This is a genomic window from Blastococcus deserti (genome assembly GCF_042682525.1).
Classification (GTDB): domain Bacteria; phylum Actinomycetota; class Actinomycetes; order Mycobacteriales; family Geodermatophilaceae; genus Blastococcus_B; species Blastococcus_B deserti.
This window is the reverse complement of record NZ_JBHUHP010000009.1, coordinates 170,903-184,314: the sequence shown is the minus strand read 5'-3', so window position 1 is coordinate 184,314 and position 13,412 is coordinate 170,903. Positions and strand designations below refer to the sequence as shown.

The 13,412-nt window shown below is 74.0% G+C and carries 14 protein-coding genes; 1 reads left to right on the top strand and 13 read right to left on the bottom strand.

The annotated features are described in order from the left end of the window. Positions 1–7 precede the first annotated feature (7 nt). From ACFSHS_RS08885 to ACFSHS_RS08875, 3 genes are all read right to left on the bottom strand, one after another. The gene (locus tag ACFSHS_RS08885) at positions 8–1,000 is read right to left on the bottom strand and encodes a glycine betaine ABC transporter substrate-binding protein (protein ID WP_376874213.1); all 993 of its coding nucleotides are present in this window, start codon (positions 998–1,000) and stop codon (positions 8–10) included. A 150-nt stretch (positions 1,001–1,150) separates the two neighbouring features. Next, on the bottom strand, positions 1,151–1,882 hold the full coding sequence (locus tag ACFSHS_RS08880) for an ABC transporter permease (protein ID WP_376874211.1): 732 nt from the start codon (positions 1,880–1,882) through the stop codon (positions 1,151–1,153). After that, positions 1,879–2,577 carry an ABC transporter permease gene (locus tag ACFSHS_RS08875; RefSeq protein ID WP_376874209.1) on the bottom strand — a complete coding sequence of 233 codons (699 nt, stop codon included), beginning with the start codon at positions 2,575–2,577 and terminating at the stop codon, positions 1,879–1,881. Before ACFSHS_RS08875 ends, ACFSHS_RS08880 begins: the two co-directional genes overlap by 4 nt. A gap of 95 nt (positions 2,578–2,672) precedes the next feature. Here ACFSHS_RS08875 and ACFSHS_RS08870 point away from each other — a divergent pair, with 95 nt between their 5' ends. Beyond that, on the top strand, positions 2,673–3,785 hold the full coding sequence (locus tag ACFSHS_RS08870) for an ABC transporter ATP-binding protein (RefSeq protein ID WP_376874207.1): 1,113 nt from the start codon (positions 2,673–2,675) through the stop codon (positions 3,783–3,785). An 86-nt stretch (positions 3,786–3,871) separates the two neighbouring features. On the opposite strand, the gene ACFSHS_RS08865 is transcribed toward ACFSHS_RS08870, so the two are convergent. From ACFSHS_RS08865 to dacB, 10 genes are all read right to left on the bottom strand, one after another. Further along, the gene (locus ACFSHS_RS08865; protein WP_376874205.1) at positions 3,872–4,357 is read right to left on the bottom strand and encodes a DUF3180 domain-containing protein; all 486 of its coding nucleotides are present in this window, start codon (positions 4,355–4,357) and stop codon (positions 3,872–3,874) included. 26 nt (positions 4,358–4,383) lie between these two features. After that, a complete protein-coding gene (folK, locus tag ACFSHS_RS08860; protein ID WP_376874203.1) occupies positions 4,384–4,887 on the bottom strand; it encodes a 2-amino-4-hydroxy-6-hydroxymethyldihydropteridine diphosphokinase in 504 nt (167 codons plus the stop codon). Then, complete coding sequence (gene folB, locus ACFSHS_RS08855; RefSeq protein ID WP_376874201.1) at positions 4,884–5,258, bottom strand: dihydroneopterin aldolase; 375 nt, start codon at positions 5,256–5,258, stop codon at positions 4,884–4,886. Before folB ends, folK begins: the two co-directional genes overlap by 4 nt. Next, the gene (gene folP / locus ACFSHS_RS08850; protein ID WP_376874199.1) at positions 5,251–6,111 is read right to left on the bottom strand and encodes a dihydropteroate synthase; all 861 of its coding nucleotides are present in this window, start codon (positions 6,109–6,111) and stop codon (positions 5,251–5,253) included. The genes folB and folP overlap by 8 nt, the downstream gene beginning before the upstream one ends. Then, positions 6,108–6,740 carry a GTP cyclohydrolase I FolE gene (folE, locus tag ACFSHS_RS08845; RefSeq protein ID WP_376874197.1) on the bottom strand — a complete coding sequence of 211 codons (633 nt, stop codon included), beginning with the start codon at positions 6,738–6,740 and terminating at the stop codon, positions 6,108–6,110. The genes folP and folE overlap by 4 nt, the downstream gene beginning before the upstream one ends. Continuing rightward, on the bottom strand, positions 6,737–8,725 hold the full coding sequence (gene ftsH, locus ACFSHS_RS08840; protein ID WP_376874195.1) for an ATP-dependent zinc metalloprotease FtsH: 1,989 nt from the start codon (positions 8,723–8,725) through the stop codon (positions 6,737–6,739). The genes folE and ftsH overlap by 4 nt, the downstream gene beginning before the upstream one ends. A gap of 352 nt (positions 8,726–9,077) precedes the next feature. Then, complete coding sequence (hpt, locus tag ACFSHS_RS08835) at positions 9,078–9,662, bottom strand: hypoxanthine phosphoribosyltransferase (RefSeq protein WP_376874193.1); 585 nt, start codon at positions 9,660–9,662, stop codon at positions 9,078–9,080. After that, positions 9,659–10,684, bottom strand: coding sequence for a tRNA lysidine(34) synthetase TilS (gene tilS, locus ACFSHS_RS08830; protein ID WP_376874191.1), 1,026 nt, complete (start codon positions 10,682–10,684; stop codon positions 9,659–9,661). Before tilS ends, hpt begins: the two co-directional genes overlap by 4 nt. 23 nt (positions 10,685–10,707) lie before the next feature. Then, entirely contained in the window at positions 10,708–11,790 is a 1,083-nt protein-coding gene (locus ACFSHS_RS08825) for a zinc-dependent metalloprotease (RefSeq protein ID WP_376874189.1), read from the bottom strand. A 163-nt stretch (positions 11,791–11,953) separates the two neighbouring features. Continuing rightward, a complete protein-coding gene (gene dacB / locus ACFSHS_RS08820) occupies positions 11,954–13,372 on the bottom strand; it encodes a D-alanyl-D-alanine carboxypeptidase/D-alanyl-D-alanine endopeptidase (protein WP_376874187.1) in 1,419 nt (472 codons plus the stop codon). Positions 13,373–13,412 lie beyond the last annotated feature (40 nt).

The following is a 13,412-nucleotide window of genomic DNA, read 5'->3' as shown; positions in this document are numbered from 1 at the left end:
ACGCGGCCTACTGCCGGGCGAGGGCGCCGTCGGAGCTGAACACCAGGCCGAGCGAGACCTCGCCCTGCTGGATGGCGGCCTTGGTCAGCGGGCCGCCGGCGTCCAGCTCCCGGAAGTCGGCGAACTCGAGGCCGTAGGTCTCCTCGAGGCCGGGCTGGCAGAAGGGCCGCTCCGGGCACTCCCCCGGCCCCCCGAGCACCAGCGAGCCGTCGTCGCACGCCTCGGCCAGCTCCGAGAGGGTGCTCACGCCCAGCTCGTCGGCGAAGGCCTCGGTGACGGCGAAGGCGTTCTGGTCGGCGGCCTCGGCGGGCTCCCCGAACACCAGGCCGGCGGCCTCGGCCAGGGGGGCGAGGGCCTCCACCGTGGCGTCGACGTCCCCGGAGGCGACCTGGTTGTTCTCGTCGCCCTCGAGGAACTCGGTGACCGTCGACAGGTACTCGGGGAAGACCTGGATCTCGCCGCGCTCGAGCGCCGGCAGGTACAGCTCCCGGTTTCCGACCTCCTGCACGGTCGCGTCGAAGCCGGCGGCGGTGAGCACGTCGGCGTAGATGGTGGCCAGGACGGTCGACTCGGTGAAGTTCGCGCCGCCTACCACGACCGGCCCGCTGCCCTGCTCGAGGCCGGCGGTGTCGATGTTCTCCTCGACCCAGGCCGCCGCGACGTCCTGAGCGCTCTGCCGCTCGACGTCCACCGCGGCGTTCATCTCGACGAGCTCGTCGGTGGTGAGCTCCGCCGACACGGCGTTCAGCGCCGGCAGCAGCGCGGGGCTCGCCTGCGCGGCCACGGCGTTGACGGCCGGGATGATGTTGTCGGCGTTCTGCAGGCCCTTGTCGTCCTCCAGCACCACCAGCTGGTCACCGGCGACGGGGGCGCAGGCCTCACCCGACGCCGCGGCATCTCCTTCGCCGCCGCCCGTCCCGGACGAGCCCGACTCCCCGCAGGCGCTGGTCAGCACGACCGCCAGTGCCAGCGGAGCGATGATCGAGGTGCGTGCGCGCATGGTTGGACGCCCCGCCTTCTGTGTCCCGTGGCAGCCGGCTGCCACGCGTGTCTGGCGGGAGGATCCCCGCGGGCACCATGCAACCCGCACAACCGGTTGCCCGCAATGCACACGGTCACCCGTTGCCCTTCCGTTACCGCCTCCGGCGGGCTAGGAGGCAACCTCGGCCACGGACGGCTGCGGGTCCGTCGCGGAGCGTCCGCGTGCGGGCGGGAAGGGGAACCGCCGCGGTCCGGGCGTGACCACCCAGGACAGCGCGGCCAGCACCACCTCGGTGAGCATCGCGAGGACGGCGACGAGCAACGCGCCGGCGAGCATCACCCCGTACTCCTGCTGGGCGAAGGCGAGGGTGATGATGCGGCCGAGGCCGCCCCCGGCGACGAGCGCGGCCAGCGTGGCGGTCGCCACCACCTGCACGGCCGCCGTCCGGACGCCGGTCATCAGGAGCGGAGCGGCCAGCGGCAGTTCGGCACGGAGCATCACCTGCCGGCCGCTCATGCCCATCGCCCGAGCGGCCTCGACCACGTCGCGGTCGACGCTGCGGAAGCCGACGTAGGTGTTGGTGAGGACGGGCGGGACGGCGAACACGGCCAGGGCGATCGTCGTGGCGCGGGGTCCGAAACCGATCGGCGTGACCGCGAAGATCGTCAGCAGCGCGAGCGTCGGAACGGCTCGGGAGACGTTGGACAGCGCCACGGTGAAGCCCCCGCCACGGCCGGTGTGCCCGAGCAGCATGCCGACCGGCACGGCGACCACCACCGCGGCCAGCACCGCGAGCGCCGAGATCCGCAGGTGCTCCCCGAGCAGCTCGAGGATCCCGCCGCGGCGGGTCCAGTTGAACGGGTCGTTGAGGTAGACCAGCGCCTCCCGCAGCAGGTTCACGAGCGCACCTGCCGGGCCCAGGGGGTCAGCATCCGCTCCGCGCCGGCCAGGAGCAGGTCGGCCAGCAGGGCGAGGAGCACGCAGCCGACGGCCCCGGTGACGATCTCGGCGCGGTAGAAGTTCGAGTTGAAGCCGCCGACGATGAGCTGGCCCAGCCCTCCGTGACCGACGATGACGCCGACGGTGGTCAACGCCACGGTGGAGACGGTGGCGACCCGGAGCCCGGCCATGAAAGCGGGCAGCGCCAGGGGCAGCTCCACCTGCCAGAGCAACCGCCCGGGCCCGTAGCCCATGCCTCGGGCGGCCTCCCGCACGTCGGCCGGGACCGACCGCAACCCGGCGAGGAAGTTGCGGACCAGGATGACCAGCGAGTAGAGGACCAGGCCGATCAGCACGGTCGTCGCCGACAGCCCGGTGAACGGTGCGACGAAGGCGAACATCGCCAGCGACGGGATGGTGTAGATCAGCGTGGACAGGCCCAGGACCGGCCCGGCCAGCCAGCGGCTGCGCCGTGCCAGTAGCGCCAACGGCAGTGCGATCACGGCTCCGAGCAGCACGGCGGCGACCGTGAGCCTGACGTGCTCGCCGAGGTAGCCCAGAATGGGCTCCCAGTTCGACGTCACGTAGGAGGGGTCGAACCACGGGTTCGGCGCCGCATCGACCGCGAGCGCGTCACCGCTCGCCGCGCTCAGCACCGGGCGCCTCGCAGGAAGGCCACCTCGTGGACGCTACTGGCACTCCCCGGCTCCACGCAGCGCCCGCCCGTGCCGAGCGGATCCGGCTCGAGGGGGTGAGCAAGATATACCCCGGCGGCACGGTCGGCGTGGCGGAGCTCGACCTCACCTTCGCCGCCGGGGAGCTCACGGTGCTCGTGGGGCCCTCCGGCTGCGGCAAGACGACGACGATGAAGATGATCAACCGGATCATCGAGCCGACGACCGGCCGCATCCTGCTGGGGGACGAGGACGTCACCCGGGTGGATCCGGTGCAGCTGCGCCGGCGGATCGGCTACGTGATCCAGAACGTGGGGCTCTTCCCGCACCAGACCATCCGCGGCAACGTCGGCACGGTGCCCCGGCTCCTGGGCTGGGACAAGCGGCGCATCCGGGACCGGGTGGAGGAGCTGCTGGTCCTCGTCGGCCTGGACCCCGCGGTGCACGGGGACCGGTACCCCCACCAGCTCTCCGGCGGACAGCGGCAGCGGGCCGGCGTGGCCCGGGCGCTGGCGGCCGATCCCACCGTGCTGCTGATGGACGAGCCCTTCTCCGCCGTCGACCCCGTGGTCCGGGAGCGGCTCCAGAGCGAGTTCCTGCGGCTGCAGGCCACCGTCCGCAAGACGATCGTGTTCGTCACGCACGACATCGAGGAGGCCGTGCGGATCGGCGACCGCATCGCCGTCATGAGCCAGGGCGGGCACGTGGAGCAGTTCGCCACCCCCGCCGACCTCCTGGGCCGGCCGGCCAACGAATTCGTGGCCGACTTCGTCGGCGCCGATCGCGGCCTCAAGCGGCTGGCGGTCACCGGCATCGACGCCAGCGACCTGGAGCAGCCGCCGGTCGTGCGCGTCACCGACGGGCTGGCGGACGCCCGCGCCGCGCTGCAGCGGACCGGAGCCCGCTGGGCCGTGGTGCTCGACGACGCCGGCCGGCTGCACGGCTGGCTGTCCGCCGACCGGGCCTCCGGGGCGGGAACGGTGCGGACCGCGGCCCGGCGCATGGAGGCCTGGGTGCCCAAGGAGGCCTCCCTGAAGAACGCGTTCGCCACGATGCTCCAGCACGAGGCCGGCTGGGTCGCCGTGCTCGACGGGGACCGCTTCCTCGGCGTCCTCACCCCGGAGTCGCTGCACGCCGCCCTGCGCCGGTCGGTGGAGGGACGGGTGCCCGAGACCGCGGGCGCCGTGTGAGCCGCACCCCGGAGTCGATCATCGCCATGTGGCGGCCGCCGTCGGCGTGTCGACCAGCCACATGCCGATGATCGAACGGGGCTGCGTCAGGCGCTGACGCCCTCCGTGGGGTCGTGGTCCTGCGGCGGGACGCGGCACACCGACTCCAGCCAGAGCGCCGCCGCGACCAGCGCTCCGGAGGCGGCGATCCCGATCAGCGCCGTGACGGTGTCGCTCGCGGCAGCCTGGAGATGGCCGACGGCGGGCCCGACGTGCGCCAGGAGGCCCGCCCACACCCCGGCGAACACCGCACCCACGTACGCGCTGGCCTGGGCCAGGACGGCGAGCCGGGCGACGAGCATCGGCTCCACCGGCCGCACCGGGACGTCCTGCGCCGGCGTCGAGGGCGTCGCGGCCCGGGAGCGGGCCTCGCGCAGCGCGGCCAGGCGGGCCCGCAGCGTCCGGGCACCCAAGGCCTCGGCCACGGCGAGGACCCCCAGCGGGGCGGGCAGCCACCAGTCCAGCGGAGGGAGCTGCCCGTACAGCGCCCGTACGAGCAGCCACGAGGCCACCGCGAGGCCGACGGCAAGCACGGCGAGGTCACGACGCGGGACGGGTCTCAATGCAGGTGGTCCCATCGCACGACGGCGGCGACGTCGTCCGGCGGCAGCGCGGCCACGAGGTCGGCCACCCGGCCGTGCCCGGGAAGCACCGCGCCGGGATCCAGGGTCAGCCACGGCACCAGGACGAAGGCGCGTTCGTGGGCGCGCGGGTGCGGCAGCGTCAGCTGCGGGTCGTCGGAGAGGACCGGGGTGCCGTCGTCCTCGGTGACGACGATGACGTCGACGTCGAGGGTGCGTGGCCCGAAGCGGACCTCGCGGGTGCGCCCGGCAGCCTGCTCCAGCTCCGCGGCCCGCGCCAGCCAGCCGCGGGCGTCCCGCGGGCCCCGGACCACCACGACCGCGTTCAGGTACGGCGGCTGCTCGACCGGTCCCCAGGGCGGGGTCTCGTACAGGGTGGAGCGGGCCACGAGGCCGTCGTCCTTCAGAGCGGTGATCGCCGCCCGCAGGGCCCCGGCCCGGTCCCCCAGGTTGGCGCCCAGCGACAGGACCGCACGCGTCACGAGCGCTGCCGCCGGATGGTGACGGTGACGTCGTCGAACGGCACCCCGAGCTCGGCCTGCGGCTTGTGCACGGTGATCTCGACCGCATCGACCAGCGGGTGGGCCAGGCACACGTCGGCCAGGCGCTGGGCGAGCGCCTCGAGCAGGTTCACCGGCTCCCCCGCCAGCACGCGGTACAGCGTCCGGGCGAGATCGGCGTAGTCGACCGTCCGCTCCAGGTCGTCGCCCGCGGCCGCCGCGCTGGTGTCGAGCTCCAGGACGGCGTCGCAGCGGAACTCCTGGCCCCGGTCCCGCTCGAAGGCGTAGACGCCGTGGTGCCCCTGGGCCCGCAGGCCCCGGATGGCGATGCGGTCGCGCGCGGGGTCAGCCACGGCCGGTCCCTCGCGCCGCTCGCACGGCCTCGACGGTGCGGACGGCGTCGACCGAGGCGGCCGCGTCGTGCACGCGGACGCCCCAGACGCCCGCCTCGGCGGCCATCACCGTGGTCGCCAGCGTCGCGTCGTCGCGCCCCTCGGCCGGCCGCGGCTCGCCGTCGGCGCCGGCGAGCAGCCGCCCCAGGAACGACTTGCGCGACGCGCCGACCAGCACCGGCAGGCCGATCGCGACCATCCGGTCGATCCCGGCCAGCAGCGCCCAGTTGTGCTCGGCACGCTTGGCGAAGCCGAGACCCGGGTCGAGCACGAGCTGCTCGGGAGCGACGCCGGCGGCGACGACGTCCTCCACGCGGGCGGTGAGCTCGGCGCAGACCTCGGTGACCACGTCGCCGTACCGGGCGGCGGCGTACATCTCCCGGCTGTGGCCACGCCAGTGCATGAGCACCCACGGGATGCCCGTCTCGGCCACCAGATCGGCCATGTTCTTGTCGGCCAGGCCCCCGCTGACGTCGTTCACCAGCGCCGCCCCGGCGGCGATGGCGGCCTCGGCCACCTCCGCCCGGGTCGTGTCCACGCTGGTCCGGACGCCGGCGGCGGCCAGCTCACGGATGACCGGCACCACCCGCCGGCACTCCTCCTCGGCGTCGACCCGGTCGGCGCCGGGGCGGGTCGACTCGCCACCCACGTCGACGTAGTCCGCGCCCGCCGCGTGCATCCGCAGTCCGTGCGCGACGGCGGTGTCCACGTCGGCGAAGCAGCCACCGTCGGAGAAGGAGTCCGGGGTGACGTTGAGGACGCCCATGACGACGCACCGGTCGGGGCGCGGCAGCTCCAGCGGGCCGGCGCTCACCGGCCCAGCACCAGGCTCATCGCCTCGCTCCGCGTCGCCGGGTTGTCGCGGAAGATGCCCCGGACCGCGGAGGTGACCGTCGTCGAGCCGGGCTTGCGGATGCCGCGCATCGCCATGCACAGGTGCTCGGCCTCGATGATCACGAGCACGCCGCGGGGTTTCAGCACGTCGTTGAGCGCGTCGGCGATCTGGCTGGTCATCCGCTCCTGCACCTGCGGGCGGCGGGCGTAGACCTCGACGAGGCGGGCGAGCTTGGACAGCCCGGTGACGCGGCCGTCCTCACCGGGGATGTAGCCGATGTGCGCCGCTCCGTGGAAGGGCACGAGGTGGTGCTCGCAGGTCGAGTACATCGGGATGTCCTTGACCAGCACCAGCTCGTCGTGGTCCTCGTCGAAGGTGGTGGCGAGGACGTCGTAGGGGTCCTGCCCCAGCCCGGCGAAGGTCTCCGCGTAGGCGCGGGCCACCCGCTGCGGGGTGCCCTGCAGCCCCGGACGGTCGGGGTCCTCGCCCACCGCCAGCAGCAGCTCCCGGACCGCGGCGGCGGCGCGCGCCTCGTCCACCCGGGGGCGGTCGGACCGGCCGGCGTCCCCGAGGGTGAGGTCCTCCGGCTCCGCGGGGATCTCGCTCATCGCTGGACCGGCGCGCCGACGTCACCCACCGGCGTGGTGTCGTGGCCGCTCGCCGAGCCGCCGTTCTGCGCGGCCCGCTCGGCGGGGGTGAGCACCGGCGGCTGGTCCGACGGCGTCCGCTTGCCGAAGCCGTTGTAGGGCGCGAGCGAGGGCCGCTTGGTGACCGGCGCGCAGATGCGGGCCATGTCCTCCTTGGAGAGGGTCTCCTTCTCCATGAGCTCGAGGACCAGCTGGTCGAGGACCTGCCGGTACTCGACCAGGATTTCCCAGGCCTCGTCGTGGGCGGCCTCGATCAGCGCCCGGATCTCCGCGTCGATGTCGGCGGCGACGGCCTCGGAGTAGTCGGGACGCGAGCCCATGTCGCGACCCAGGAACGGCTCGGCGGGGTCGCTGCCGTACTTGACCGCGCCGAGCTTGGCGCTCATGCCGTACTGGGTGACCATCGCCCGGGCCATCGAGGTGGCCTTCTCGATGTCGTTGCCGGCGCCGGTGGTCGGCTCGTGGAAGACCAGCTCCTCGGCGGCCCGCCCGCCGAGGGCGTAGGCCAGGGTGTCGATCATCTCCGAGCGGGTCTGGGTGTACTTGTCCTCGGTCGGCAGGACGAGCGTGTGCCCCAACGAGCGGCCGCGCGGCAGAATCGTCACCTTGTGCACCGGGTCGAGGTTGGGCAGCGCGTGCGCCACGAGCGCGTGCCCGCCCTCGTGGTAGGCGGTGACCTTCTTCTCCTTGTCGCTCATCGCCCGCGTCTTGCGCTCGGGGCCGGCGATGACGCGGTCGATCGCCTCCTCGAGGGTCGGGTCGGTGATCAGCGAGCCGTTGTTCCGCGCGGTGAGCAGCGCCGCCTCGTTGAGCACGTTGGCGAGGTCGGCGCCGGTGAAGCCGGGGGTGCGGCGGGCGACGACCTCGAGGTCGACGTCCGGCGCGAGCGGCTTGCCCTTGGCGTGGACGGCGAGGATCTGCTTGCGGCCCTCGAGGTCTGGCCGGTCGACGGCGATCTGCCGGTCGAAGCGGCCGGGGCGCAGGAGCGCCGGGTCGAGGATGTCGGGACGGTTGGTGGCGGCGATCATGATCACGCCGCCCTTGACGTCGAAGCCGTCCATCTCGACGAGCATCTGGTTGAGCGTCTGCTCGCGCTCGTCGTGGCCGCCGCCCATGCCGGCGCCGCGGTGCCGGCCGACGGCGTCGATCTCGTCGACGAAGATGATCGCCGGCGCGTTCGCCTTGGCCTGCTCGAACAGGTCGCGCACCCGGCTGGCACCGACGCCGACGAACATCTCGACGAAGTCCGAGCCGGAGATGGAGAAGAACGGCACGCCGGCCTCGCCGGCCACGGCGCGGGCCAGCAGGGTCTTGCCGGTGCCGGGCGGGCCGAACAGCAGCACGCCCTTGGGGATCTTGGCGCCGACGGCCTGGAACTTGACCGGGTTCTGCAGGAAGTCCTTGATCTCGTGGAGTTCCTCCACGGCCTCGTCGGCACCGGCGACGTCGGCGAACGTCGTCTTCGGGGTGTCCTTGGTGACCTGCTTGGCCTTGGACTTCCCGAAGGCCATGACGCCACGGCCGCCGCCCTGCATCGAGTTGAACAGCCAGAACAGCAGCAGGAGGAGGATCAGGAACGGCAGGAAGCTGACCAGCAGGCTGACCAGGAGGCTCTGCTGGGTGACGTTGGTGTCGAACTCGACCGCGTCGGCGTCGCCCTGCCCGGTAACCAGGTCGTAGACGTCGTCGGAGGCACCGAGCGGGTAGGAAGCGGTGATCTTGTCACTGCCCTGCACCTCGTCGCGGACCTCGAGGTCGAGGGTCTGTTCCTTGTCGTTGATCGTGACCGACTCGACGTTGCCGTTGCCGAACTGCTCCAGCGCCACCGAGGTCGAGACCTCCTGGTAGCCGCTCTTGCCGCTGAACAGGGACGAGAACGTGAGGGCGACCAGGACGACGATGACGACCCAGAACCACACGGAGCGGAAGATCTTCTTACGTTCCATACACCGATGCCGGGCGCCGGGGGTCCGGCTGCCCGTCGACCCTCCTGATCGTCCGGGGACGCCGCCTGCGATCCGGGCGAGGACCCCGGCGCTGGGAGCAGCGTCGTCGAGATCGACGGTACACCGGGCACCTCGGGTATTCCCTGGACGCGAGCGGCGCCTGACCCCACGTGGGTGGGTGCGGAGGACGCACACGGAACGCCCCGCCAGGTCGGCGCGCCGAGCGAGGGCCGGACGCTTCCCGAGCCGTGCCGAGGACGGGCCCACCGCAGCAGGGGAACGGCACCTGGCCGCGGTGTCGGCCGGTGGGCTAACGGTGTGCAGAGCGGTGTCGGCCGGTAGGCCGACGGAGCTACTGGTAGACCTCGGGCTTGAGGGTGCCGATGTAGGGCAGGTCGCGGTAGCGCTCGGCGTAGTCCAGGCCGTAGCCGATGACGAACTCGTTGGGGATGTCGAACCCGATGTACTTCACCGGGACCTCCACCTTCACCGCCTCGGGCTTGCGCAGCAGCGCGCAGACCTCCAGCGACGCCGGGGACCGGCCTCCCAGGTTCTTCAGCAGCCACGACAGCGTGAGACCGGAGTCGATGATGTCCTCGAGCACCAGCACGTGCTTGCCGGTGATGTCGCGGTCGAGGTCCTTGAGGATGCGCACGACGCCGGAGGAGCTGGTGGCCGAGCCGTAGGAGGAGACGGCCATGAACTCCATCTGCGTCGGGATCTGCAGCGCGCGGGCGAAGTCGCTCATGAACAGCACCGCGCCCTTGAGGACGCCGACGAGGAGGACCTCCTTGCCGGCGTAGTCGGCGGCGACCTGCGCGGCGAGCTCACCGATCTTGTCCTGGATCTGCTCCTCGCTCAGGAGCACGTGGTCGATGTCGGGCCCGTAGCCGTGATCGGGACCGAGCGCCCCGGGAGTGGTGACGGCTTCACTCACGCGTGAGGCTCCTCGAAGTCCGATGGGGTGTCGCCGGGACGGCCCGCCGGGGCGCCCGGGGGCTGCAGGACCAGCCTGCCAGACGTCCGCACGGCGCCCGCGCCGCCCGGTAGGTCGACCCGGCCCTGACCCCGCCACCGCACCAGGAGCGCGTCGACGGCGGCCAGGTGCACCGCCTGCAGGTCCGGGACGCCGGCGGCCCGCAGCCAGGACCGCAGCACCCGCCGGCGCAGGGCCGTGGGCAGGACGGCGAGCTGCTCGGCCGGCAGCCCCGCGGCGTCGCGGAGGGCGTCGAGATGGCGCTCGGACAGCTGGTCGAGCGCGTCGAGGTCGTCGCGGAGGAGCGCCGCCGTGCGGGCGAGCGCCGGCGCCACCCCGCCGCCGAGGACCTCCTCGAGCAGCGGCAGCACCTCCGTCCTCAGCCGGACCCGGGTGTAGGCGGGGTCGTCGTTCCAGGGGTCGTCCCAGACGGGCAGCTCCAGCGCCGCGCAGGCGGCCCGGGTGGTCGCGCGCCGGATGTGGAGCAACGGGCGCCACCAGGTGGCTCCCCCGGCGTCCCGGAGTTCGACCATGCCCGCGACCGAGCGCGGCCCCGAGCCGCGGCCCAGCCCGAGGAGCACCGTCTCGGCCTGGTCGTCGAGGGTGTGCCCGAGAGCCACTCGGGCGTCGAGCTCCGCCGCCGCTGCCGCCAGGGCGGCGTAGCGGGCGCCGCGGGCGGCCCCCTCCGGCCCACCGTCGGTGCCGACGTCCACGCGGACGACGGAGACGGGCTCCAGCCCGAGGTTGCGCAGCAGGGTGGCGGTCGCCGCCGCACGCTCCGCGGCCCCCTCCTGGAGTCCGTGGTCGACGGTCACCGCGCCCGCGGGCACGCCGGCGCGAGGCGCCTCGAAGGCGACGGCGGCGGCCAGGGCGAGGGAGTCCGCTCCCCCGCTGCAGGCCACCAGCACCGGCCGGTCCGACGCGGACAGCGCCGGCCGGACGGCGGAGCGCACCTGCGCGACCGCCGGAGCGGGACCGGCCACCGTGTCGGCTCCTCCGCCCGCCCTCAGGCGGGGATGGCCGGGCGGCCGAGCACCCGCTCCACCCACCGCTCCGGCGCGGTCAGCTCCTCGATCCGCGGCAGGTTCTCGGGGCCGTCCCAGACGCGGTTGAAGCCCTCCATGCCGACCAGGTCGACGACGCCGCCGACGAACACCCGGCCCTGGGCGTACTGCTTCATCTTCTGCTCGAGACCCAGGAGCCGGCGCAGCACGCGGTCCAGCGGCCCCCGCCCCTTGCGGCGCTGGGCGAACCGCTTGCGCAGCGTCCGCACCGACGGGACGACGTCCGGACCGACGCCGTCCATCACGTACTCGGCGTGGCCCTCCACGAGGCTCATCACCGCGGTGACGCGATCGAGGACGGCGCGCTGTTCGGGGTCGCGCACGAGGGCGAGCAGGCCCTCGGACTCGCCATTGCCGCCGCGGACCGCGTCGGAGAGGCCGCGCAGGACGTCCTGCAACCGCTCGCGCAGGACATCGGGGGTGAGGTCGGTGGCCTCGACGAAGCGGGCGATCTCCGCCTCCAGGTGACCCTTGAGCCACGGCACGGCGGTGAACTGGAGCTGGTGGGTCACCTCGTGCAGGCACACCCAGAGCCGGAAGTCGGCCGGGTCGACGCCGAGCTTCCGCTCGGTGGCGACGATGTTGGGCGCGACCAGGAGCAGCCGGCCGCCGGTGCCGAAGACCTCGTACTGCCCCAGGACCCGCGAGGAGAGGAAGGCGAGGATGCCGCCGGCCTGGACGCCCGTGGCGCGGGAGCCGATCGCCGTGGCGAGCGGGCCCGGCCGGGTCTGCTGCCTGGCCGTCAGCGCCTCGACCAGCGGGTTCAGCAGAGCGGCCATGCCGCTGGCGTTCGCGTCGACCCAGCCGGGCCGGTCGACGACGGCGACCTCGGGCACGGCGCCGCCGGGTACGGGGCGCATGCCGGTCAGCTTCTCGACGTGCCCGACCGCGACGGCGGCGGCCTCGTGCAGGTCCCGGACGACGCCCGCCGCCTCCTCACGGGTGGTGGAGGGGCCGGGGCTGATCAGCCTGCGGGCCGTGCGTCCGGCGAGGTCCCAGTCGACCATCGAGGAGGCGCTGCTCATCGCCTCACGGTAGGCCCTCCTGCGGGGTCCCGCCGCGAGCCTGGTGACGCGCTCGAGCGGGCGCCCTTCAGGGACCCGCGCCGAGCGTGCGAGGCGTGGGGGAAGAAGAAGGACCCCGTCCTCCCCACCCTTCGCCGGCTCAGGGCGGGACCCGGGACGGGGCCTAGCGGCAGCCGCAACCGGCCAGGGCCGCGGCGACCTCGTCCAGTGCGCTCTCCGCCGCGGCCTCGTTGCCCGAGCCGTCGGCGACCACGGCGAAGGCGAGCAGCCGGCCGTCGGTGGTGACCACCGTGCCGGCCAGGGCGTGGACCCCCAGGAGGGTGCCCGTCTTCGCGCGCACGGTGCCGGGCGCGGCCCCGGCGTTCCCGCGGTCGAAGAGCGTGCCGTCGTAGCCGGCCACGGGAAGCCCGGACAGCAGCGAGGAGGCGCCGTCGAGGCTGCCGTCGGCGGCGCCGGCCACCAGTTCGGTGAGCACGCCGGCCGGCACCCGGTCGTCGCGGGAGAGGCCGCTGCCGTCGGCCAGCGTGACGCCCGTGACGTCGATGCCGGCGTCGGCCAGTGCCCGGGTGATCGCCTCCGCGCCGCCCTCGAAGCTGGCGGGGAGGTCGCTGGCGAGGGCCACCTGGCGGGCCAGGGCCTCGGCCAGCATGTTGTCCGACTGGGACAGCATCTGCTCCACCAGCCGGCCCACCGGCGCGGACTCCACCGACGCGAGGGTCTTCGCGCCGGCCGGGGCGTCCCCGAGCACGACCGCGGCCCCGGGGGCGCCCAGGGCGTCGGCGAGCGCCGAGCCGGCGTCGATGCCCGGTTGGCCGCTCCGGGCCTGCGAGCCGGGGCTGACCCGGGCCCCGTCGACCGCGGTGGCGGTCACGGGCGCGGCGTAGGTCGAGGGCGCGTCCCCGGTGCCCCACCCGGGAGCGGTGAGGGATCCGCTGAACAGCGAGTTGTCGACGACGATGCGGGTGACCGGGGTGCCCGCCGGCAGCGCCGCGACGACCTGGGTGGCCAGGTCGGCCACGGTGGCCGCGCCCGGATAGGTCTGCGAGGGCGAGGTGCGCGACAGGGTGGGATCACCGCCGCCGACGAGGACGACCTCGCCGGGGGTGCCCCCGGCGACGACCGTCGTCGTCAGGGTGTCCGCCGGGTCGAGGGTGATGAGGGCCGCCGCGGCGGTGAGCAACTTCGCCGTCGACGCGGGGACGGCGGGGTCGTTCGCGTCGAGGTCGAGCAGCACGTCGCCGGAGGCGACGTCGACGACCTCGGCCGAGACGCCGGTGCCGAGGCCGGCGGACGTGAGCAGCGGCGTGAGCTGGCTGCTCAGCACCGTGGGGTCGGGCGCCGGCGCGTCGGTGGCCAGCGACGCGAGCACCGGCGAGGCGTCGCCCAGGTCGGGCAGCTCCGCGTCCGGGATCGCGACGGCCTCGGTCGGGTCGTCCCCACCGCTCGTGAGCAGCACGCCGACACCGACGATGCCGCCGACGAGGAGGAGAACCAGGCCGATGACGCCCATCGCGAGACGCCGACGGAAGCGCCCGGTCTTCGCTGTGACGATCGTCGAGCCGCTCGACGCGATGGTGCCCACCCCCCGGAAAAGGCGACCCGCCGATTGCTGCGGGCCGCCG